The sequence below is a fragment of the Acidobacteriota bacterium genome (assembly GCA_016208495.1).
Taxonomy (GTDB): Bacteria; Acidobacteriota; Blastocatellia; order Chloracidobacteriales; family Chloracidobacteriaceae; genus JACQXX01.
The window spans coordinates 120,207-144,327 of the sequence record JACQXX010000109.1 but is presented as its reverse complement, the minus strand read 5'-3'; the positions used below and the strand labels follow the sequence as shown (position 1 = coordinate 144,327).

16 protein-coding genes are annotated in these 24,121 nt (G+C 50.7%); 9 read left to right on the top strand and 7 right to left on the bottom strand.

What is annotated here, in order from left to right; translation table 11 throughout:
• Nucleotides 1-209 precede the first annotated feature (209 nt).
• Complete coding sequence (locus HY774_22595) at nucleotides 210-959, bottom strand: 16S rRNA (uracil(1498)-N(3))-methyltransferase (GenBank protein MBI4751279.1); 750 nt, start codon at nucleotides 957-959, stop codon at nucleotides 210-212.
• A 26-nt stretch (nucleotides 960-985) separates the two neighbouring features.
• On the opposite strand from HY774_22595, the gene HY774_22590 reads away from it, so the two are divergent.
• The gene (locus tag HY774_22590) at nucleotides 986-2,227 is read left to right on the top strand and encodes a hypothetical protein (GenBank protein ID MBI4751278.1); all 1,242 of its coding nucleotides are present in this window, start codon (nucleotides 986-988) and stop codon (nucleotides 2,225-2,227) included.
• 173 nt (nucleotides 2,228-2,400) lie between these two features.
• A complete protein-coding gene (locus HY774_22585; GenBank protein MBI4751277.1) occupies nucleotides 2,401-3,435 on the top strand; it encodes a 2-dehydropantoate 2-reductase in 1,035 nt (344 codons plus the stop codon).
• Between the two features lie 218 nt (nucleotides 3,436-3,653).
• Here the strand turns inward: HY774_22585 and HY774_22580 are convergent, their stop codons facing one another.
• The 4 genes from HY774_22580 to HY774_22565 all read right to left on the bottom strand — a co-directional run bounded on the left by HY774_22580 (nucleotide 3,654) and on the right by HY774_22565 (nucleotide 10,595).
• Entirely contained in the window at nucleotides 3,654-4,211 is a 558-nt protein-coding gene (locus HY774_22580; GenBank protein MBI4751276.1) for a DinB family protein, read from the bottom strand.
• Nucleotides 4,212-4,294: 83 nt separating this feature from the next.
• On the bottom strand, nucleotides 4,295-5,947 hold the full coding sequence (locus HY774_22575; protein ID MBI4751275.1) for an SUMF1/EgtB/PvdO family nonheme iron enzyme: 1,653 nt from the start codon (nucleotides 5,945-5,947) through the stop codon (nucleotides 4,295-4,297).
• Between the two features lie 214 nt (nucleotides 5,948-6,161).
• Nucleotides 6,162-6,773, bottom strand: coding sequence for a hypothetical protein (locus tag HY774_22570; protein MBI4751274.1), 612 nt, complete (start codon nucleotides 6,771-6,773; stop codon nucleotides 6,162-6,164).
• 414 nt (nucleotides 6,774-7,187) lie between these two features.
• Nucleotides 7,188-10,595: a CHAT domain-containing protein gene (locus HY774_22565; protein ID MBI4751273.1), complete on the bottom strand. Its 3,408-nt coding sequence runs from the start codon at nucleotides 10,593-10,595 to the stop codon at nucleotides 7,188-7,190.
• 19 nt (nucleotides 10,596-10,614) lie between these two features.
• Between HY774_22565 and HY774_22560 the strand changes: the two genes are divergently transcribed.
• From HY774_22560 to HY774_22550, 3 genes are all read left to right on the top strand, one after another.
• On the top strand, nucleotides 10,615-12,141 hold the full coding sequence (locus tag HY774_22560) for a DUF2029 domain-containing protein (protein MBI4751272.1): 1,527 nt from the start codon (nucleotides 10,615-10,617) through the stop codon (nucleotides 12,139-12,141).
• Nucleotides 12,138-13,364, top strand: coding sequence for a hypothetical protein (locus HY774_22555; GenBank protein MBI4751271.1), 1,227 nt, complete (start codon nucleotides 12,138-12,140; stop codon nucleotides 13,362-13,364). The genes HY774_22560 and HY774_22555 overlap by 4 nt, the downstream gene beginning before the upstream one ends.
• Before the next feature lie 303 nt (nucleotides 13,365-13,667).
• Nucleotides 13,668-14,129: a gluconate 2-dehydrogenase subunit 3 family protein gene (locus HY774_22550; GenBank protein ID MBI4751270.1), complete on the top strand. Its 462-nt coding sequence runs from the start codon at nucleotides 13,668-13,670 to the stop codon at nucleotides 14,127-14,129.
• Between the two features lie 188 nt (nucleotides 14,130-14,317).
• On the opposite strand, the gene HY774_22545 is transcribed toward HY774_22550, so the two are convergent.
• A complete protein-coding gene (locus HY774_22545) occupies nucleotides 14,318-14,941 on the bottom strand; it encodes a hypothetical protein (GenBank protein MBI4751269.1) in 624 nt (207 codons plus the stop codon).
• Between the two features lie 1,010 nt (nucleotides 14,942-15,951).
• Here HY774_22545 and HY774_22540 point away from each other — a divergent pair.
• A complete protein-coding gene (locus tag HY774_22540; protein MBI4751268.1) occupies nucleotides 15,952-17,565 on the top strand; it encodes a GMC family oxidoreductase in 1,614 nt (537 codons plus the stop codon).
• Nucleotides 17,566-17,819: 254 nt separating this feature from the next.
• Here the strand turns inward: HY774_22540 and HY774_22535 are convergent, their stop codons facing one another.
• On the bottom strand, nucleotides 17,820-18,674 hold the full coding sequence (locus HY774_22535; protein MBI4751267.1) for a ComF family protein: 855 nt from the start codon (nucleotides 18,672-18,674) through the stop codon (nucleotides 17,820-17,822).
• A gap of 70 nt (nucleotides 18,675-18,744) precedes the next feature.
• On the opposite strand from HY774_22535, the gene HY774_22530 reads away from it, so the two are divergent.
• From HY774_22530 to HY774_22520, 3 genes are all read left to right on the top strand, one after another.
• Nucleotides 18,745-19,128 (top strand): cytochrome c, encoded by a 384-nt coding sequence (locus HY774_22530; GenBank protein MBI4751266.1) that lies wholly within the window; start codon nucleotides 18,745-18,747, stop codon nucleotides 19,126-19,128.
• Between the two features lie 168 nt (nucleotides 19,129-19,296).
• Complete coding sequence (locus HY774_22525; protein ID MBI4751265.1) at nucleotides 19,297-21,009, top strand: ATP-binding protein; 1,713 nt, start codon at nucleotides 19,297-19,299, stop codon at nucleotides 21,007-21,009.
• Between the two features lie 200 nt (nucleotides 21,010-21,209).
• Entirely contained in the window at nucleotides 21,210-24,062 is a 2,853-nt protein-coding gene (locus HY774_22520) for a response regulator (GenBank protein MBI4751264.1), read from the top strand.
• The last annotated feature ends 59 nt before the right edge of the window (nucleotides 24,063-24,121 follow it).

Here is a 24,121-nt window from a genome sequence, read left to right as displayed (position 1 = left end):
TGAGCCCAGGAACTGGGCGGAAGGCATGTAGCCCAGGGTTTTAACCCTGGGAAAACGTTGCCTCCCAACCCCGCTCGACCATCCGCCGCCTACAGCGGCGGATGGTCGGGCGGGGAAAACATGGGGGAGGGCCGGGTTCCCAGGGCTCGAAGACTCGCCCTGGGCTACGAGCCGGCGCCCAGTTCCTGGGCTGAGAACCAAAAATGGCTTCAAGCCAAATCACCCCACAGATTCTGAAGGAGCGTTGCTGCCACAACCCCAGCCGTTTCAGCCCGCAAAATTCGAGGGCCGAGTGTTACCTGGAGCAAATCCTTTTCAGTTGCCAATTCAAGTTCAGCGTGATTCCAGCCGCCTTCAGGTCCGATGAAGGCCAAACATTTAGTGGGAGTCAATTCAGTTTGCTTCAGAATTTCGTGCCAGGGAATCGCCGCCCGTTCAATAAACATCACTCCGGTTGTACTTTGTGGTAAATGGGCCACAACCTGTTGAAATAATTGTGGTTCAGTAAGCTCCATCAATCGCCGCCGACCACATTGCTTGGTGGCTTCGAGCACAATGCGTGCCCAGCGTGTCCGCCGATTGGGTGAATCCTGTTTGATTAGGCTTTGCTCAGTGTGGGTGGTGATGAGTGGAATCACCCGGCTGACCCCAAGTTCAACCGCTTTCTGGAGCAGCCACTCAAAACGATCAGCTTTAATTTGGGCGGCTGCAAGGGTTAACTCCAGTGGAGATTCACGTTCTCCGTCAAGTTTTTCATTCAGTTCGAGTGTTATCTGTTTGCGCCCAATCATGGACACCGTGGCTGTCCACTCCTGACCGCATCCGTCAAAAACTGAGACTTCGTCACCTGGTCGAAGGCGAATAACGTGTACCCCATGGTGTGATTCCTCTTCGGAAAGCGCCACGGTCGAGCCCAGAACGTGCTCAGGCGATGCAAAAAAGCGATGTTTTACCGGCATAGTTTGAAAGGAAATTTAGAAATTTTATGAGTGAATATCAATATTATGAGTTTCTTGCCGTGGATCGTCAGTTGACCAAAGCTGAAATGGCAGAATTGCGTGCGATTTCGTCGCGAGCGGAAATTACATCACGATCTTTTGTGAATGAATACAGCTACGGAGATTTCAAGGGAGACCACATTGCTTTTTTAGCCAAATATTTCGATGCCCATGTCTATGTGGCTAACTGGGGAACCCACCGCTTCGTGGTCAAAGTTCCCAAAGCCGTGATTGACTTGAAAGAAATCAATCAGTATCTCCACAAATACAGCTTTGAAATGACTGAAACACCAACCCATGTCATTTTGGGATTTGACAGTGACCTGGAGGGCGGTGAATGGGTGGAAGTTCAACCCTGGATGTCGTCAATGATTGGCGTTCGTGACGAATTGCTCAAGGGTGACCTCCGGCCATTCTATCTGGGCTGGTTGGCCTGGGTGTGTAACGAACATGGGTATTTACTCGACAGCGTCCCGGATGAGGATGATGACGATTCGGACGATGACTATGAAGAGGATGACGAATCATCTTTTGGTGAAGGGGAGGGAGGTGATGAACTCGAACCTGCTGTTCCGCCGGGAATGGGGGAATTGACGGTGGCCCAGCAGAGCCTGGCTGAATTTCTGAGAATTCCCGACGATTTGTTGACTGCTGTTGCCGAAGCAAGCCCGGCACTGAAAGCGGATCACGATTCCAGCGCCCGACTGGCGGAATGGATTGCAAAACTCCCGGTGGATCAAAAGAATGCTTTCCTGCTCGAATTGATCCAGGATGACCCAGGGGCAGTTCGTGTCAAGCTCCTGAGCCAGTTTCGTGCCGGTGAGCTTTCAAATTCCAAAGCCGAAAAAGGCGGTTCGCCCCGACGACGCTCCATCGCCCAGCTTATAACGCGTGCCAATCAGTTTACCCAGGTCAAAATTGCAGAAGAAAAGCGAATCAAAGCCGAAGAAGCCGCCCGAAAGAAAGCCGAAGCCGAACGCCGCCGAGAGGAGTATCTCGCTGCACTCGCCAACACCCAGGAAGCCGCCTGGAAAAAGATTGATTCGTTGATCGAATTGCGCATGGCGAAAAGTTATGCCGAAATCGCCATCATGCTGGCTGATTTACGTGAAGTTGCCATCAGGGAAAAGAAACTGTCGGCATTTGAAAAACGGTTTGAACGGTTAATCCAACCCCACCTCAAAAAAACAAGTTTCATTTCCAGGTTACGCGAGGCTGGGTTGATGTAAGCCCACCGAAAAAGTTCAGAGTTCCGCCTTCAGGCGGTTGAAAAGGTTCAGAGTTTCACCTTCAGGTGGTTCTGGAATTTCCAAATTGATCTAACCGAATGCAGGAACCGTCTGAAGGCGGGACTCTGAACAGTTCTCCTTTCAGGTATTGATCGGCTGAATTTGAGACTCCAATGACACATGCTCCTCTTCGAATCGGCATTTACGGCTCGGGCAGTATCGGAACCTTTATTGGTGCTCACTGTTTTCAGGCTGGTCTGGACACAATTCTGGTCGGGCGTGAAAAACTTGGTCAGGAAATTCAGGCGCACGGTCTCAGAATCACCGACCTGAAGGGCACCGACTTTCGATTGTCACCGTCACAGGTGCGCTATGCCACCAGTGCGGCAGCGATGTCGGACCGTGAAATCGTGCTGATGACACTCAAAAGCGCTGCCACCGCTCAGGCAGCCGAAGAACTCAAGCCAGTTTTGTCATCCGATGCCATCGTGGTGAGTTTTCAAAATGGAGTTCGGAATGCTGAGGTTTTGCGCGGGATACTAACGCACAATCCGGTGCTGGCCGGGATGGTGCCCTACAACGTGGTTTGGAAACCGGGCGCCCATTTTCACTCTGGCACGAGTGGGGCACTGGCGATTGAAGACCAGGGTGACGCTTCGGCCAAAGTTCTGGCAGCACTCAAAGCCGCAGGGCTTGAAGCGGAAGTAAAACCCAATCTCCAGAATGTGTTATGGGGAAAGCTGGTCTTTAATCTCAACAACGCACTCAACGCGCTATCCGGGATTCCGCTCCGCGAGGAACTCGGGCAAGCCGCTTACCGCAAAATACTGGCCGCTGCGATGCGCGAAGCAATGCGGGTCATGAAACAAAGTGGCATCAAACCAGCTCGATCAGGCGGATTGATACCGCAGATTGCACCGCTGGTGATGTCGCTTCCGGATTTTCTTTTTTTTCGGGTGGCGTCACGGATGGTCAAAATTGATCCGCAGGCACGGTCTTCGATGTGGGAAGACCTGCAGCGTGGCCGCCAGACCGAAATTGATTTTCTAAATGGTGAAATTGTGGCGCTGGCTGAGCGAAACGGACTCCGGGCACCAATCAATGCCGCCATCACCCGGCTGGTGAAAGAAGCTGAAAAAACGAAATCAGCTCCCAAAATGTCAGCCGATGAACTGGCAGGCAGAATGAAGAATGAAGAAACCATCTAGTGGTTAGTGATTAGTGGTTAGTGATTAGTGGTTAGTGGTTAGTGGTTAGTGGTTAGTGGTTAGTGGTTAGTGATTAGTGGTTAGTGATTAGTGGTTAGTGATTAGTGGTTAGTTCCTGGTGACTGGTTCGTCTTCGAAAGTATTGATTTCTAAGCACTAAGTGCTAAGCACTAGATACTAACCACTAACCACTAACCACTAACCACTAATCACATTCTTCATTCCGGAAATCCGGGGGCTGCCTTCACTTCCTGAATTTGCAGCGTGTGGCGCTCGCAATGAGAGCCCTGGAACAACATCCATTGATAGACATCCAGTTCCTTAAAAATCGGATGTGGGAAAAAGAACCCATGCAGGTCTTCCTGTGTCTGTTCGACAAAGGCAATGGTTTGTTGTCGGGCCTGTTGAAAGGCTTTAATGGTCTGGTTGATTGAGCCGAAGCGTCCCTGGGGAACCAACCGGTCAGGTGCCTGGACTTTCGTTCGCCGGTCCAGGACGGCTTTGAGGACCAAATCCATTTTATTTTTGACCCGTTCGCGCAGTTCTTCTGGTCCAGGGGGAGATTTGAGCACCTGACCCACGGCCAGTTGAAGAACCCCAACTTCAGCCGCGACAATATGCTCCGTGATCTGGGCAATCGTCCAGCTCTCAGGAGTTGGTTGAAAAGAAAGTTGGGCTTCGGAAAGACCGGAAACGGCTTCAACCAGTTGGTTGCCAGTTCGGTGCAAGTGGGCAATGGCAAAGTCACGTTCAGCTTGAGTAATGGGTGTGGTCATAGTTTCAATCGAATGTTCAGTATGAAATGGTTCAGAATGATTGGCTATTTGAGTGGGCAAGGTTGAGAGTACCGCCACAAAAGTCAAGAAATCAGGCGTACGAGACGAAATCCTAAGTAATCGAGTTGGGTTCCGGGCGCATTCATGCCCCGAAAACCAGCCCGGCATTGAATCGCGACCGACATCCAGCTCCCGCCACGATTGATTCGAAACGAGCCGGTGCTGGGACCGGGTGGGTCAAGGGCTGGACTTTTTTCATAGTAGTTTGATCCGTACCAGTCAGCGCACCACTCCCAGATATTGCCATGCATATCATAGAGGCCAAAGGCATTGGGGTTTTTGAGCCCAACCCGGTGCGGGCGATTGTCGGCATTTTCCTTGAACCAGCCCAGTTCCTTGAGTTCGCCGGCACATTCGGCATGGTTTCCCGCCCGACAGGCGTATTCCCATTCTGCCTCAGTTGGAAGCCGGTAGACCCCATCCTGTAACTGGTTCAGTTTTTGAATGAAAAGCTGCGCATCATCCCACGAAACATTGGTAACAGGTAGCAGGTCATCCTGATACCGGCTGGGATTGGTTTTCATCAGGGCTTTCCATTCTTTTTGGAGAACGGGGAATTTGCCCAGATAAAAAGGCTTTGAAATTTTGACCAGATGCAGAGGTTTCTCATAATCCGACACCTGTGAGCCCATCATAAATTCTCCGGCTGGAACCAACATAAACTCCATGCCGAGATGATTTTTGGTTGGGGGCCTGGTCTGGGTCAGCCCTCCGGAAACAAGCAATTTGGTTTGGGGCCTGGTTTCATCCGAGTCTGGAGGGGGCGTTTGCCGTGGAGTAATGACGGTTGGTGCATCGTCCAAATTGATGACCGATGTGCCGCGAGTTGGGGCTGAGGGAACATTCATCTTCGCCGCCCGCAGTTTTTGCCGCATTTCGACCGCCGATGCCATCCGGTTGTCGCGACTAAAGGCCAGAGCTTGAGCCAGCACCGTGGCAACACTGATTGGCACCTGGGGATTGAGTTCGTGCGTGCCGCGCAATGGATCCCGATTCCCAATCGCGAGGTTGACGGCTCTGGAAGTCAAGGCATCCGGCGGTGCCGAGCCAGTCATCAGGTGAAACAAAGTGGCGCCGAGGGCATAGAGGTCAGTTCGCTGATCAGTTCCAGTCAGTTGAATTTGCTCAACCGGAGCATACCCGGCGCTGTACCCAACCACACTGATCGAGGTTTGCGGGGATGAGGTTGATGAGGGCAATCCCTTCGCCAGCCCAAAATCAAGCAAAATGATCTCCCCTCGATAGGTCAATTTGATATTGGCGGGCTTGATATCACGATGGATGATCGGCGGATCCTGGCTGTGCAGGAATTCGAGCACATCAAGCAGTTGATCGGCCCAATCCAGAACCTGGGCCACGGGAAACGCCGTGTTGCGCTCTTTGAGCATCTGGTGCAGGTCTTTGCCCGGAATAAATTCCATGACCAGAAACTGCCCTTCATTTTCCATAAAGTGGTCAATGACTTTTGGCAGTCCGTGATGGCGCAAATTGGCCAGCAGCCGGGCTTCGCGTAAGAACGCCCGCTGAAGTTCCTCCTCGACAAAGAAAGCCTGTTTGACCGCGACCGTGCTTCCAAGGCGTTCATCCTGTGCCTGATAAACCGCTCCCATGCCACCTTTGCCAAGCAAACGCAGGATGCGATACCGGTTTTGCAACAGTGTGTCTGGACTCAGCATGCGTTGATTGTCCCCAGTCAGGAGTTAAGGATAAAGAATGAAGAAGCCTTTTAGTGGCTAGTGGCTAGTGGCTAGTGGCTAGTTCCTGGGCTAAGAACCGAAACTTCAATCCAAACCTCGTTGTAGTGTTAGTACTTAGTGCTTGGTGCTTATAAATCAATAGTTTTGAAGAACCAACCACTAACCACTAACCACTAACCACTAATCACATTCTTCATTCTTCATTCTCAGCGGTTTCTTTCGCTACTCGAAGCAACCAGATCGGAATGGTTTGATATTCGACTGGCTCATCATAGACCTGTTCGTTCAATTTGGCGACAGAGTGCTCAACACGACGCATCGAACGCGTTTCGGGCAGATCCTGCCAGCGTTCATAGCATCCGTGTTGAATGCAGGGGGCCGGCTTGGCTTTCCAGTGGACCAGGCAGCCTTTTCCAGGTTCAAACAGCGGACAGGCGTAGGTTTTTTCAAATGAATCGCCTTCATCGGTCAGTCCATACTCCCGGACAGAAGCCTCCGCCCGGCGCAGAACTTCAGCCACTTTCTCAGGGCCATGATTGGAACTGGCCTCAATGGTGCGCAGCATGGCGACGGCTTCGAGTTGGGTGATGTTGACATTGACAAATTCGGCATCCGCGCAACAGGGCGTCTGGCAGGTGGCGCAATCAACCGCCAGATGACCATACGTTTTGCCAATGTAGCGGGCAAATGCCTGTTTCATCTCGCGAAGCTGCACCAGAGCTCTGGCTTCAGTGACTTCGGGCAGTATTTTTTCAGCCCGCTCCCGGCATCCCAACCGTGCGGTTTTGGAGTGTTTCGATTTCATACCTCTGACAAACAATGAAGACTGTGGCTGGATGTGATGAGTTGGAACCCTAAACTTAGCAAATCCTGAGTGGGGAGAGGAATAGCAATTTCAGAGCGAGTAGTGAGTAGTGCAACCAGAGCGAATAGCGAGTAGTGAGTAGCGAGTAGTAAAACCAAAACAGTATGAGTTCTTTAGACTATTGGCTTTGGAAAATTGAGTCTGGGGTTAGATAGTTTTTCAGATAAATATTTCCTCGGTTCGTATTTCATTGGAATCTCAGAAATTATTGAAAAATTTGGATTTATTTTCTGTGTATTCCGTGTATTCCGTGGTTTCTTATTCTGAAAATCTATAGCGATATCAAAAAAGATTTCTTGGATTGACCTACTCGCTACTCGCTACTCACTACTCGCTCCGGTTACGCTACTTCGCTCAGAATTCGCCCTGAACCTGAAAAGCAGCCCAGTAAAACGGGTGCTTACGGTTGGACCGGTTGAGCATTTTAAGTTGCGCTGCTCGGAGTGCTGCTGCTGGGGACAGACGGTCTTTGCCGAGCATTCGGCGGTAAAACTCGGTCATCAATTCGCTGGTGGCGCTATCGTCAACCATCCATAAACTGGAAACAACCCGATTGGTTCCGGCATAGAGAAAACCACGAGTCAACCCGACCATGCCTTCTCCCCAATAGTTGGTGCCAAGGGCGGTTTGACAGGCGCTGAGGACCACCAAATCGGAGTTGAGTCGGAGATTAAACACGTCTGTCAGGCTCAAAAAGCCATTTTCAGGTTCTCCGTTCCGATTGATCTGGCTCAAAACGAGACCGGAAAGTTCCGGGGTCTGGCGGTTAAAAATACCGTGGGTTGCAAAATGCAGCATGCGATAGTCGTTGAGGTTTTCGGCGAGTACGGTTTGGCGACTGGCATCAAAATCAAGCAGTTGTTTTCCTTCATCGGGCTTGAGTAATCGTGAAATTTGCGTGGCTTCCTGACGGGTAAACACCAGTCGTTGGATGGCATTGGTGGTCGGGATTTCGGCCAGTGATTTCAGGTTTCGAGCCTCAGCAAGCATTGCATCCGGCCTATTTTTGATGACTTCAGCCATTCTTGAGTCCTGAAGATCAAAAACCGGATCCGCCACCACCAGTACTTTTTTGGATTGAAGCTGGGGTGGGGCGGCTGGTTGCTGACGTTTGACCAGCAGGGTGGTGGCCGAGGGAAGCACCACCAGTTCGTGCTGTTCAATCAAAAAAGGCTGTTCAGTGGCTGATTTGGTCTGGTTCGATGGGAGTGGTAACGCTCCAAATGGAATTGATTGCAATCGGCCATCCGGAACAATCAACAATCGTTTTTTGGTGAGTTTGTTGGCGAACTGGCCAAATAAAAGCTGGCTCAATTCGCGAGCTGCCGCTGGAAAAGCCAGATCAGCTTTGGCAATTTGGACTTTACGGTCGTGGGTGGTGGTCACGGACAGGTTGCGCACGGTCAGTAGCTCATACACCCGGCTGGCGCGGCGTTCGATTTCATCTTTCGGTGGAAGTGAAAAAACTTCAATGGACTGTCGCGATACAAGCCAGACGAAACTTTCTTCTGGTGTCAGGGCAAATTCCACCAGTTGGGTCGTGTCATCGAGCAACTGATTTTGAATGTCGGCCAGGGTCGCTGATTGATTCTGGGTGATGGCGGCATACCCTGGGCTTTTTTGACGGATTTCAGCCTGGACTTGTCGGTACTCAGCATTGAGCTCGGCAAATTCACGTTCCACACTTTCTTTTAAACTGGATGGGGTATTACGGCTCAGGAACTCGGTGATTCGGGTGGCTTTATCGCCTAACCGTTGATTCAACTCGGCTTCCCGTTGGATCAGGTGTGGGTCGACACCCTGACGGATATCGGTTTTGGCTTCTCGAAGCAGTTCAATCAAACCGCGAGCCGTGGCACGCTCTTTGGCTTGTAATGCCAGGGCCGCATACCCTTGCTCTGGGAATTGCTCATGGAGATCCATCAACAGTTGCAGGTAAAAGTCATAAAAAATCTGATTAGAGGAAAAATAGGTCGTCCGTAACCGCTGGTCATCAACCCTTGACCGGATTTGTTCAAACAAGGGAATGGCCTGTTCCATGCGGTTAAGGGCATCAAGGAGTTTGCCCTCCTGGCGGTCAACAATGGCGATGGAGTACATGTTTTCAGCAATGTTGGCCGCATACGCCACCTGGGTATTGAGGGCCAGTGACTGTTCCAGGTACTGACGTGCAGCCTGGTAGTCTTTCTTTTCAATGTTGAGGTCAGCAAGATTGTCAAACAGAAAGGCCCGCCCGATCAGATCATTGGTTTTTTGGTTTACGGCGAGTGCCTCGGAAAAACATTTTTCCGCCTGGGCGAAATCGTGTTCTTTGAGAAATACCACACCGAGATTGGTCAACCCGTACTCTTGAATGGATGCATAGCCCTGGGTACGACTCAGGTCAAGAGCCTGGGTATAGTACTTCTTGGCCTGAGCATAGTCACTGGTTTCAGCATGGAACCGGCCTAGACCAACCATCATATTGGCATATTGACGTTGACTGCCGAGGGTTTTCCACAAACTGGCCGCTTCGTTCATATATTCGAGCGTTCTGGCCGGATCACCGAGTTGTTTGTAGTACAAGGCGAGATTGCTAAATACATAAGCCTGGCCTTCCTGATCGTTGAGTTCTTTGAGAATTCCCTGAGCCTGTTGGATAAGCTGAATGGCTTGCTGGAAATTTGAGAGCCTGCTTTCATTCACACTGATATTGATCAAGGTAAATGCCTCGCCCTGACGATCTTTGGCGAACCGGCGCAGTTCGAGTGCCTGTTCATAACAGGCACGGGCACGTTGGGTTTCACCCAGTTTGTCATAGGTTCCAGCCAGGTTATTGAGCGTTGTTGCCTGATCAAAGAGTGACCCGTTGGCTTGATCAATGGCCAGGACCCGATTCAGGCACTCCTGACCCTGACGTATGTCACCCAGATAGGTCAGCGTGTTTGCCAGATTATTGAGGGTGCCAGCCTCACCATCCTGATCCTGAAACTGGCGAAAGATTTCGATGGCTTCCCGGGCCACCATGGCTGATTTGGTCAGTTCCCCGATGTTGATATAGAAAAAACACAAACTGTTTAACGTGATTGCCCGGTCAAGTTTGTTCTGATTGGCGTCCCATACCTTGAGGGCCTGTTGGAAAAAATCGAGGGCTTTATCGCGCTGGTTAAGCCGCATATGTGCCCGAGCGATGTGATGGAGGGCATACCCTTCACCAACCGGGTCGGGAATCAACCGGTACAAATTCAGCGCGGACTGGTATTTTTCAATCGCTTTTTGATAATCCGGTTTACCGGCTTTATTGTCACTGAACTGACCAGCTTGCCGATAAGCCTGCTGGGCAGCCACCGCCAACGTGTCATACTGAGTGGCTTCGCGCACCTCAGCGATTTGAATTCGATACTCGCGTGGATTGACAGGCTGAAGTCGTGGGCGGACCTCCAGTTTCACATCGAGAGAGGATTGTTCGGCCAGAAAGACCGCCTGTTCCGTGCCCATGCTGAGACGCCGATTGGTCAATCCAAGACTGGTGCCGTCACTGGCAAACCATTCAAGTACCAAATCACCCCCCAGTTGCTCAACCTGGACCAGACAAAACTGGCCTTTGGCCAATCGCAGGCGATAGGTGTGGCGCTCGGTTCCTTTGATGGTGGCGGTGATTGGTTTTCCAACCTCCAGGGATTGAGCATCCGGCGGAAGTGAAACTGGTGCGGGGTCTTGGGCCAAAACCGGCACTATCGGAAGCAATAAACACAGACTGAGAAGCACGGACAGGATTTTCATGGGGACGGAGCCTCAACAGATGTTTCAGAGCAATTCCAGATCGGGTGAGAACCTGCAGCTTGCGAGCCTCGGCTTGCTCACGATGGGGCTTGGTGGTTGTTACTGGCTTGGTGGATTTGGTCTGAGCAGTATCGGGGGGGAAGCCGCCGTTTTCAAGTTTCTCAGCGTGTTTGGAGTCGCCTTTCTTTTCTATGGTTTGGTTCTTTGGCTATTGAAGCGGATTGGAAGCCGCGTTTCTCCACGTTGGCTGGTTGGCTGGATTGTGGGTGCGGCGATTGTTTTCCGGATTTTTTTGCTCCCAGCCGGAATCAGTGATGGCGTGACCTGGGAAAAACTGAAGGCTGACGTGACCGGCACGGAAGTCGTCTTTGACCGTTTTTTGCTCTATGACCACGACGTGTGGCGCTATCTCTGGGACGGGCATGTGCAATCAGCGGGCATCAACCCTTATGCCTGTGCTCCGGCGGAACTTGAACCAGGATCTGGAGTTGTGTTTGAAGCCAACCCCGACCTTGAAGAACAGCTTTTTCCGACCGATACCTGGAGCGACATCTGGGACAACCTCAACTATAAAGAAATTCGAACGGTCTACCCGCCATTACTGCAGGCTGCCTTTCGGCTGTCGCATGCGGTGGCGCCTGGGAGCGTCCTGGTGTGGAAACTCATTCTTCTGGTGTGTGATGTTGGCCTGTGCCTGGTGCTGCTCAGTTTGTTGAAAGCTCTGAACCAGCCCGTCTGGCTGCTGGCGGGATATGCCTGGAACCCACTGGTGATCAAGGAGATCGTTGGTTCCGCTCACGCCGATGTCATACCAGCCTTGATGATTGTCCTGGCTGTTCTGGCGCTCGTGAAAATGAAACCGCTTTGGGCCGGCGTCTGGCTGGCGGGTGGAATTTTGGCCAAGCTCGCACCGGCAGTTCTGGTGTTTCTGATTTGGAAACGCCTGGGCTGGACCGGTGTCATTGTCTGCGGTTTAGGAACGGTGGCTGGTGTCCTGCCATTTGTCATCACTGGGGACAACCTGCTGGGCGGGCTTGGAACTTATTCACAGGAGTGGATTTTCAACCCCGGTTTTTTTGAACTGGTGCGGTGGCTGGCGGTGTGGTTGATGCCGTCAATCAATCCTTCAACGGCTGGCAAAGTGGCTGGTGGAGTGTGTTACCTGGGATTGCTGGTGTGGCTCTATCGAACGCACGTCAGTGAATCAGCGCTCGATCTGGTGCACACATCCTTGCTGGCCATCGGCGGAATCCTCTTCTTTAGTTCGGCTGTAATGCCCTGGTATCTGGTCTGGGTATTGCCGTTAGCCCTTGCCGGACAACGGTTTGCCTGGGTGGTGTATTCAGCGCTGTGTTTGTTGTCCTACTGGGTGTATATTCGCGGCGATGGTATCGAGGAACCCTGGCGGTTATGGCTCATCCATGGCGGGTTTGTGGTGGCATTGATTGTGGAACAAATGTATGTTCGACGAGTGAAACACCCGCATCCGCGCCAAACACTGGTACCGCCCCAATCATTTTCCACCAAGGATAAAGAATCAGGATGAAACTCAAGTTTTTGTTCTCAATGTTGATCTGTGTTTTTTGTCTCACGATGCCAGTCCTGGCTTTCTTGCAGGAGACACAACCACCAGCGCTTTCACCGGCTGAGATCCAATCCCGCCAACACCTTCTGGCAGAGTCCATCAAAAAGAATGTCGCGCTACTGGAAGCCAAAGACTATCGTGGGTTTTTCAGGTCGGCTCTTCCACCGGGAAGCATTCCGGAACAGGCTTTGACCGAGACTTTCTTGAAAGAAAACACCCTCCGGCTTCAAAAGTTGTTGCCATTTCTGAAAGACTGTCTGGGAAGGTCACCGGAGTTGAATAACGATTGCACCAAAGCCGTGTTTTCCCTCCAAATTGATGCCCGGACCGGCCTTCAAAACCGGCGGTATTTTTACTTCCAGGCTGACAACTGGTATGTGGATAGCCGACCCTACTCGGAATTTCATGCCAAAGGAAATGCGGCCTACCAGCAGAAAAACTATGCGGAAAGCGCCAAATTCTTTAAAGAGGCGATCAGTGCTGGCATTCCCGAAGCGGGGGTGTTTTATGACGCCTCGTGTGCCATGGCATTAGCTGGGCTGAAAGAGGATGCGTTTCGATTCCTGGAAATCGCGATTGATGAAGGCTTTGACCGCGTTCGGCACATTTCGAACGACCAGGATTTGATTTCACTCCGCGAAGATGCCCGCTGGTCGAAAATCATTGATCAGGCCAAAAAGAAGCAAGAAACCAGAGCTAAAGCTGAAGGCGTCAACTATGAACTTTTGTTGATGTTTGATGAAGACCAGGGTGACCGGCTGAGCCCAAAGATTGATTGGGAAGTCGTCAGCAAACGCGATGAAGCCCACCGCAAACGGGTTCAGGAAATGCTGGACAAAGGTGAATTAAAGGTTGGCAAGGATTTTTACCACGCCGCGTTTGTCTTCCAACATGGCAGCAAGCCCGAAGATTATGACAAAGCCCACCAGATGGCGCTCAAAGCGATTGAGCTTGGCTATGATGCCCGCTGGATCAGTGCCGCCACCAAAGATCGCTATCTGTGGAGCATCGGCAAGCCGCAAATCTACGGCACGCAATCAACGATGAGGGACGGGAAGTGGACCATGGATCCGATTGATGAAAAAGCGGTTACCGATGAAGAACGGGCCCGTCTCAACGTCCCATCACTGGCACAGGCCAAAGCCGGTGTCGAAGCCCGCAACCGGGAGCTTGAGAAAAAGTGAAAAACAGGGTTCAGGGAAAGGCCAAAAGGACATAAAGGACGAAAAGGACATAAATTCGAAAACCCTGAACCCTGAACCCTGAACCCTGCTAATCCCCCCGGATTTTGTGGGGTGATTAGTCCTCTATTGAAAACAAAGGACTTAGCTAACCCACATTTTTGTGGGTAACAGGTAATACAGCTCAAAATAGGCCATTTTTACGGCTTTTGGACTCATTTTTGAGCTTACCCCACAAAATCCGGGGGGATTAGGAACCCTGAACCCTGAACCCTGAACCCTGAACCCTGAACCCTGAACCCCACCATGACTCGTCGCCAATGGTTTCAATTCATCTTTGGTTTATGGTGTTTTTCCCACGGGCAGGGAAGTGCCCTCACTGGCCGTTTCCGATTTTCCACCCAGGAACGGCGCGCACTGGCGGCGCTAGTTGAAACAGTGCTCCCGGCGGATGACAAATCACCAGGAGCGAGCGGAACGGCTGTTATTTCCCTCATTGAATCACGTCTGGCAACTGACCAGACATGGTTGCCGGTTTACCGGAATGGTTTGCAAATGCTTGATACCGCTTCACTTCAGAAATCAAAACACGGGTTTGCGGTTCTTTCACCTGATGCACGAACTGAGTTCCTTGAAATTCTCTGGAGCACAACTCGAAATCACAGACTCCGGCGGTTTCTTGAACTTGTGAAGCAGGATGCCATCACCGAACTCTTCACCACTCGCCGTGGCCTCCAATGGCTTGGATACCGATTGAATGAAGAGTGAAGAATGAAGAATGAAGAAAAATGTTCAGCCACTTATTTTCTACATTCTTCATTCTCGACTCTTGGTGGTCATCTAAACTTATCTCAGGCGACTACCACACTTTCTCTCCTTTCATGCGAGGTTTTTGGTTTTTACCGGTTCCCAGTGAACCCCAAAAACCTGCACTTGAAAGCTCTATTTCTTTCCGGCTAGCGATTTGTTTTTGCATCTGTTGGAGGTTGCAATCCGCCTTTTACATCCAAACAGCAAACAACTAATTTGAGCTTTGCCGATATAACTGAAGTGTCATCCTGAACAAGAAAGCTGAGTCGGTGGTTCGTCAGCATGGCAGGCGTGAGCACGATAGTTTTTGTCCCAGTTTGCCCTGATGAAAATGGAAAGCTGGTGTAAAGCGGTTGTGCCAGTAGGTTCACACCGTTGCTGAAAATATATACCTTGTCGTTACCAGCATCACTAGACGTAGCTGACCCTCCGCCCTGAATTGAACGAAACTGAAGGATTAGCTTGCCTGATAACTCTTGGCAACAAGGAGTATTGAATCTCCAATAAAAGGTGTGCCGGAGCTGCCTGTCAGGTATGTCCCCACCAAAATCCATCAGTGACGCGGGTCCAGGGGCAAAATCCGCTGTATACGGCGTAGCTGCTTGCGGGGGTGGAGCTGTTAAGTTGATGTACCTTGGATCTGGACACAGTGGGGTACGACCAACCGCTTCCTGTTCTGGGAGACCTTTTTTCTCTTCTTGGCCTGTGCCAAGACTGGTAAAACCAGCCAGAGCTATGAGAACTAATACCAGCATTAGCAATTGCTTCATATGGTTCCTACTTTCTTTCTTGTAAAACAATGCTCCTTGAGGAGCTAAAGTTCTTGGCCTTTGTCAGTCCACGAGGGGACTGTGTGGTGAGGTTTTTGACCTCGGCCTTGACCACTTTGACGAATTCTTGGGAGGAATTGGGTCAAATTTGCGCAAATAAGGATCGGAGCCCTGTAGGAACAGCACTCAATCGCCGGGTATGCACGCTCCCCAGAATTCGAACTCTGAGGGACGACATAAAATACTGGTTGCTCAATACAGAAACAGTTTGACTCTTCAAAAAGGAGGTTTATTTTTAGCATCCGGTCATTCACTAGACATTATCGGGAATTACCCGTTGGTGATGAAAAACAGTGAGAAGCTAAGTCAGTACCACTGGTGTGAGCGGGTGAGGGCAAGTCTCTTAACTAACTCACTTTTTTAACAAATAGTTAGCCCAGGTAATGTCTGCTGAAGCTGAATTGCAATTGAACTGCCAAAGACTTTAAAAAAACCTGACAAAGGTAACCGCGTTAGCTAAGCAACTCCTTAGTTGATCAAAAATGAAGGAGCTTGGAGGAAGAAAGATGTAAATCCATTAGATTGGATTAAACAAAGAATTGCTGCCCGTTAATTACAAAAAGTGAACAGGAGCAAGGTTTGGTAGAATCTATGTGGAAAGAGAACTGGTGAGAGGAATTTTTCGCAGAACGGTTACAGAATACGGAGTTGTTTTTACCACTATTGTGGATTTTTCACCAAAACAGTTCCACTTTATCAGTAGTAATTCTCTAATTAATTCAAAAAAAAAGAGTTGTTTGCAATTGAAACTGTAAGTCAATTAGATTGATTCAAACAAAGGATTGCCATTGACGATACACCTTTTCCTCTCAACAATTTCTACCTGAACAGGAAAATGTGCTGCTATGAAAATTGGGGTTTGGGTTCGAAATTTGATCATAACCTGAGATAATCTCAGGTTACGGTCGAATTCAATTTTATATTCTACATTCATTTAACCTCTATACCCTATGCCTCATACGGAAGTTCTCATCGTCGGTGCTGGTGTGGCTGGAATGACCGTTGCCTACGAACTGACGCGGCGCGGACATCTGGTGACGGTGGTGGAGTTTGGTCCTGTCCCCGATCCAAAAACTGAGTTTCTGACTGAAACCTGGCCGGATGAACTTCCCGAACGTGGTCTTGGGCGTGGTGGTGCCGAATATTACCCGGCGGCCCATTTTACTTCGCCACGAAATGTGCCATATGTGATCGGGACCGAAGTTGCCAATAGCTGGCTCAAGCGAACTCGGGTGGTTGGCGGAAAAACGCTCTATTGGACCGGGCATGCCTTGCGGTTTAGCGATGTTGAGTTTCAGGCATTTTCAACCACTGGCCAGGGAGAGAACTGGCCAATCACCAGCGCCGAACTCACACCATTTTACAAAACGGCTGAGCAGTTGATGGGCGTGTGCGGTAGTTTTGAAGGTTTGCCACACCAGCCGGATGGTGAATTTTTGCCACCACTTGAGCTTCGACCTGGGGAAAAAATCCTTCAAAAAGCGCTGGCTGCACACCACATTCCTTTGATTTCAGCCCGCAAAGCCATTCTGACCCGAAATTTTGGACATCGCCCGGCGTGCCATTTTGCTGGCCGATGTTACCTTGGCTGTCGCACCGGAGCGAAATTCGATGCCTTTACCGGACTGGCCCAGGCGGCTTTACAAACCGGAAAGTTGACCCTCCGACCTGATTCAGTTGTGACCGAAGTGCTTTCCAACCCGGCTGGGCAGGTTGTTGGCGTGCGATTGGTCAACCGGAAGACCCGCAAAGTTGAAGTCCTCAACGCCAAAATCGTGGTGCTGGCCGCGTCAGCGATTGAAACGGCGCGGATCCTGCTCAATTCAAAATCATCTGGAAAACGATACAGCCTGGCCAATCAAAGTGGTTTGATTGGGCATTATCTTACTGAAAGTATTGGTGTTTTGGTTGAAGGACTGCTCCCACAACTTAAAGGAATGCCAGTTGGCGACATCAACAGCACTGGCGAACATGGGTTGATTCCACGCTGGGTTAATCTTTCGCGGGCATCTCAGGAAAGTTATTCGGATGGCTTTTTGTTTCTGGTGGAAAGCGGTCCGGGGAGTTTCCCAACCTATGCCTCACAGCTTCCCGGTTTTGGAAGATCATTCAAACAGGCGATTCAGGACTGGTACCCGGCGGCGATTCGACTCTATGGCATTGCACCTGTCAATGCCCGGCGTGAAAACCGGGTTGTGGTTGATCGCACACGCCGGGATGAGTGGGGAATTCCAACCGCAAAGGTTGTGTTTTCCCTCAGCGAAGAAGACGGCTTGCGCTGGCAGGCGATGACCGCCGCTGCTCAGGAGTTTTTAGAGCTGGCCGGGGCGCAATACATTACCGTCCAGCAAAAAGGACCGGAAACGGGTGGCGGTCTCCACGCTGCCGGGACCTGTCGGATGGGCAATGACCCAAAAATATCAGTTGTAAACTCATTTGGTCAGTGCCATGACGTCCCAAATTTGTTTGTGGCGGATGCCGCGACCTTTGTGACCTCGCTCAACCAGCCGACCTTGACCGTGATGGCGCTGGCGCTCCGGCAGGCTGAGTACATTGCGAAATAGTTTTTAGTCAGTAGTCAGTAGTCAGTAGTCAGTAATGCGAATTAAGGGTTGAATTTGAGATTTCAAAATCAACAGCTTACAGACAGCAGATTGAACATCCGAAATTTGAGGTTCTGATAAGTCCTTTGTTTTCAACGAACATTTTTTTCAACCCTTAACTGGCATCAGTAGCTCGCTCAACCCATTTTTTTGAATAGTTTAGAAGCTTGTTTGTTTGATTGTGATTTAAAATTTATATAACTACTGACTACTGACTACTGACTGGTATGAATTAAATCGCTATACCGCATCGTTCGGCCAACGGTAAAGACCATCACTTCTTTGGTGCCAGCGGCCAGCAGTACTTTGGAACAGGCATCAATCGTGGCGCCAGTCGTAAACACATCATCCACGAGCAAAACTGTATTGCTTTCTATCAGTTGCGGGCAAATTACCTGAAATGCGCGTTGCACGCTTTTGGCCCGGCGGTGGGCATCCATCCCGACCCGGTGACGTTCGGTTTCGGCAATGCGAGCTAAGGTGAAGGAATCGAGTTCAATTCCGGATTGCTCCGCCAGAATGTGGGCGATCAATTCGGCCTGGTTGTAGCCGCGTTCACGAAGCCTCCCACGGGCCAGCGGGACCGGGAGAATCCGGTTCACCCGGTGGAGTTCCGGGTATTGTGCCCAGGCGGTGGAAATAGAGTTTCGAAGTCGTTTGGGCAGATATGGATGACGTTTGGAAAGCAGCAGATTTTCACGGAGTGCTCCCAGGTAGGGCCCACACGACCGCGCCTGGGTAAACGCCATTTCCTGGCAGTGGTCGCACTCAGGCTGGAGTGCAGTTATTTGCTGCGGCCCGGTTGGTCTTGCACGCCACCGACCACATCGAAGACAACTTACCTGATAGCCTGCGCCTGTATATCCATAGTTTATCCAACACGCCTGGCAGGTAACCCCGTCGTGGCGTGACAAAACCAGTTTTCCGCAGATTTTGCATACCTGTGGTGCGGCCAGATTCAACCCCCAGTCGAGTGCACGATCCGCCAGTTGATAACTGGTGTGAGCCGAACGTTGGAACAAATCAGGAAGGGCTTGCCACTTCCACCGCTGCAAGGTATTTTTTTCCATCCTTTTATCCCTTCGTTTAATCTGACCTATCGCACCCACCTTATTCTTTTTGTTCACATTGGAGAATTGTATGAATCGATCTGCCAAATTACTGGTCGTGTTGTTTATTTCAGTTGCCTTTATTGTTGCAAACCAGTTGAATTCACTGGCCTTGTCACCCGTTAAAGTCTCACCCGCAACTCCTGGTATGAGTGCTGAAGATGCCAAAAACGGCGCCAAACTCTTTGCCGAAACTTGTAAAATCTGTCATCACACCGAGAGTTCTGACACCCTGGTTGGTCCTGGGTTGAAAGGGCTTTATAAAGACCGCAAGAAAATGCTCAGCGGAAAAGCCGTGACGGATGACAATGTCAAAAATTTAATTCAAAAAGGCCGCAACGCCATGCCAGCCTACAAAGGCAAATTTAATGCCGCGCAACTGGCCGACCTGATTGCTTATTTGAAAACGCTCTGATCCTGAGTGAAATAAGTACCTTGTCATAAGGTTCCTGAGATATTGGGTTTGGTAAGTGTTTGATCTTTTTCGTGTTTTTCGTGTTTTTCGTGGTTAAAATGTCTGGAAATTTTCGGTAAGGTACTTAGGTTCACTATTTTGCTCATTCCAAAGGAGATCCTTCCCACCATGTCGAGTCCGCGCCTCAAACTGTCGCTTGATGAGTTGAAAAATTTACCCAGTTGGGCAGCCACCATGGCCCGCAAGTATTATGCTGGGGAAGCATCGCATTTCCTGCTTCATCACAACATTTATGATCTGGTGCGAGCCAAGGGGCAGTATGTCGGCTTGCTCAATTTCCTGCAGCAGGAGATGTTGGGAAATAAAAACATCATCCTGTATAACCGCAGCGAAGGAATCACCTTTGGTTCGCTGGATGCCGAACGGCAATTTGAGGCTCAGCAGCGAGTGGCCAATCCGCTGGTTCAGGCCCAGGCCATGCGCGGAATGCGCGAGCCGATGCAGGCTCTGCAGGCGATTGAACGCTATCTGTATTATGGCGAACAGGTTGCCGTGATCATCAACTTTATGGAAACCCTGATCCCGGCCAGCGAAGTCAGTTACATGAGTTCTGAAGAACGCAACCTGCTGGTGATGTTTCAGCGCTGGATTACCAGTTCGCGGCTGCTTGGATCCGACAATATCGTCATTTTCATCACGGAAAACGTGTCGGACGTCCACCAGCGCATTCGTGAAAACTCGCGCCTGGTCAATATCAAAATTACCTATCCGGAGCACGACGAGCGACTGCATTTCATTCGCTTTTTCAACATCATGAATCCGGACCTGAAGATGGAAGTGACCGAAGAGCAGTTGTCACATATGACCTCGGGACTGAATCGGGTACATATTTCCTCGATGCTCAAAAGTGCTTCGATCAATCAGGATGGGCTGACCTATGAAGTCATCCGCAACAAGAAAAAAGAAATCATCGAATCGGAATGTGTCGGACTGGTCGAGTTTGTGACGCCGCGATATGGGCTGGAAAACGTCGGCGGCATGAAAAAGGCCAAAGAGTTTCTCTCCAATATTGCCGAGACCATTCGTTCGGGTGAAACCGAAGAAGCTCCCATGGGAATTTTGATTTCCGGTCCGGTTGGCACAGGGAAGACCTTTCTGGCCGAAGCCTTTGCCAAGGATTGCGGCCTGAACGTGGTGGAATTCAAAAACTTCCGCGATAAATGGGTTGGGTCAACCGAGTCAAATCTTGAAAAAATTCTGAACCTGATCCAAAACCTGGCTCCGATTGTGGTCCTGATTGACGAAGCCGACGCCACGCTGGGCAATCGTGATTCCGGCGGCGGAGACAGCGGTGTTGATCAGCGCATTTTCTCAAAAGTTGCCAATGCGATGGGCAATACCGAAAACCGGGGCAAAATTCTGTGGATTTTGATGACCTGTCGCCCGGATTTGCTCCCGATTGACCTCAAGCGCCAGGGCCGGTGCGAAGAACACATTTCGCTGTTTTACCCGGAATCGGAAGAAGATCGTCAGGCCATCATTGAGGCGATGGTTCGAAAGAACAAAATCAGCCACAAAATCGAAGACTGGTCGCCAATTCTGAAAAGCCAGCTCAAACTTTCCGGAGCTGATATCGAAGGTATGCTGATTCGATGCCGACGGGTGGCCCGTCAGGCCGGGCGGAAAGAAGTGTTTCCGGAAGATGTTGAAAAGGTGGCGCTCGAATTCACCCCGGCCCGCGATGAAATGGCGGTCGAATATCAAACCCTGGTGGCGGTGCGCGAAGCGACCTCCCGCGATATGCTTCCAGAAGCCTATCGCCACCTGTCGCCCGCCGAAATCAGCCAGCGGATCGAAGAACTGCGGATGATGACACGGTGACAGAATGACACAGTGACAAGGTGACAATTGACAAGATGACAAAATATGCTCTGTTATTTGGTCACCCAGTCATTGTGTCCCTTGTCCCCTTGTCCCCTTGTCAATTGTCACTCAGTCACCGTGTCATCTTGTCACCTTGTCACTGTGTCATTCTGTCACCCAGTCATCTGGTCACCTGGTCACCCAGTCACTTTGTTCCTATGCCAATGCAACCCACCTACGATGTGCTTGATGTCTGTCCGGTGCCGATCCTGGTGCTGAAACAAGGCGTGGTCCAATTTGTGAATCGCGAGGCATTGGCAATTCTGGGGGCGATTGACCGTCAGGAAGTGCTGGGAATTGAATGCGGTGACTTTGTTCATCCAGAGGATTTGCAGAAAGTCCAGACCTGGCTTGCTTCAACCGTTCAATCAACATCGCGGCTCCGAGCGCGATTGCTTCGGATGGATGGCCGACCCATCCAGGCCGAAATGAAAGCTTCAAGCTTTGAAGATCAATCGGAAATTGCGGTTCAGTTAGCGATTGTCTATTCAAGTATGAACAAAACCGCTGTTACGGATGCGGGTGATATTTACCGGGAATTGTATGAAAACGCGAATGATCTGATTTACACCCATGACATGGAGGGACATTTTACCTCCATCAATCGAGCGGTTGAACGGGTGTTTGGCATTCCACGTGAAGCCGTGCTCCAGATGAATATGCGGGACGTTGTTTCACCTGAATATCTCAGCACGGTTCATAAAATGATGGAGCAAAAGGTGGCGGAAAATATTCCCACCCGCTACGAAATCGAAATTGTGACTCCGACTGGAGTTCGAATTCCAATCGAAGTCAGTTCGCGGATCATTACCCTCAATGGTCGTCCAGTGGGTGTCCAGGGGATTGCACGCGATATCACCGAACGCAAACGCGCCGAGGTTCTACAAAAAATTGCCCACGATGCCGCACTCGAATCCGTTCGCTTGAAATCACAGTTTTTGGCCAATATGAGCCACGAAATCCGCACGCCGCTCAATGGCGTGATTGGGATGACCCACCTTTTGCTTGGTACCGACCTGACCGCCAAACAGATGGATTTTGTTGAAACCATTCAAAATTCAGGTGAGACACTGCTCAAGATCATCAACGAAATCCTGGATCTCTCCAAAATCGAAGCCGGCAAGATGACACTCGAAAACATCGAGTTCAACCTGGAGGTTCTGGTTGACCAGGTCATCACCATGTTTGCCGAGCGGGCCCACAGCAAGGGCCTGGAGTTGGTAACCCACATTCAGAAAAATGTGCCGAAGACCTTGCTGGGTGATCCAGTTCGCATTCGACAAATCATCACCAATCTGGTGGCAAACGGCATCAAGTTTACCGATAAAGGGATGGTGACGCTCCAGATTAGTCTGCTCCACCAGGAGCATGAGACGGCAACAGTGCAATTCAAGGTAACTGATACCGGGATTGGAATTCCATCTGATCTACAAAGTCGGCTGTTTCGCCCCTTCTCACAGGCTGACGGATCAACGACCCGCCGATATGGCGGAACTGGACTGGGGCTGGCGATTTGCAAACAGTTGACCGAATTGATGGGGGGTGAAATTGACGTTGAGAGTCACCCAGGGCAGGGGAGTACCTTTCGATTCTCAATTCCGCTGGCCCGGCCACAAAAGAAAGAAGAAGACACCCATCAAAATGACCCGGACGGACTCAGAAAGCTGCGGGTCCTGCTTGTGGATAACAATGCAGCCAATCGCGACCTGTTACAGCAACAACTCACCGAATGGGAAATGACCACTGACGTGGCTGAAACCGGCTTACGGGCGTTGGAACAACTTCGGAACGCGGCTCATCGCGCCAAACCATTCGATCTGGTCATTGAGGATATGTTGTTACCTGGCATGGATGGGATGGAACTGGCCCGGGCCATTAAATCCGACCCCTTAATTGCCCAAACCAAACTGGTCATGCTGACGTCGTTTGCCATGCGCGGGCACGGTGATGAAGCCCGCCAGTCGGGGATTGTGGCTTATCTGACCAAGCCGGTTCGACAAACCCATCTCCGCAATTGTTTGCTCCAGGTGATGCAACGAACCGACACCGCTGGCCCACAACCATTGATTACCCGGTACACACTTGCGTCAAGCAGTTCGCTGTTGTCTGTGCCGCAACTTCCTCAAATGCGAGTGTTGCTGGTCGAAGACATTGAAGCCAATCAGGTGGTTGCCCGGCTCATTTTGGAAAATTTGCATTGTCGGGTGGACGTGGCTTCCAATGGTCTGAAGGCACTCGGGATGCTGGCCGAGAATAGTTACGATTTGGTGTTTATGGATTGCCAGATGCCGCTCATGGATGGGTTTGAAACCACGGCTGTGATTCGTGAACAGGAAGAACAAAGCGGTAAACACATCATCATCGTGGCTTTAACTGCTGGGGCGATGGAGGGTGACCGTGAGCGGTGCCTTCAGGTTGGGATGGATGACTATATCAGTAAGCCATTCCGGCCCGAGGATTTTGAGCGTGCGCTCCAACGCTGGGTGGTTGGTTCTGAACCGGGCGCCGTTCCCTTTGCCGCCGCTTCCAGTCCAGCCCCCGAATCGGCGATCACTGTGGACTTTGAATCAGGTGAAGAAGAACTCGAAGACGATGACACCCCAACCTTGACGCCTGAAAGCGGCTCCGGATTGATGCCCGTGACCAATCACAGCACACCGCCGTCGCCCGTTTTGGATGAAAGCACCATTACCCAGCTTCTGGACTTAACTCGCCAGGATACGGGAGTGTTGTTCCGGTTAATGACGATGTCGTTTGATACTCTGGTGCCATTTCCGGATGCGCTCCAAAAAGCTTTTGCCCGGGCGGATTTTGAACATATTGGAAAAATTGCGCATAAGCTTCGCGGGACAGGCGGCAGTATTGGGGCCATTGGGATCATCCGCATTGGTCAGGCGTTAGAAGGGATCAGATCTTCAGCCGCACTGGCGGACGCTCCGTTTTTGGTGGCTGAATTCCGGGCTGAACTGACACGGCTGAAGGAAGAGATCAACCGACGGTTCCATCCTTGAGTTATCGGGCTGAAGACATTGGGCTTGGGGCTGAAGAAGACGGGCTGAAGTAGGACTTC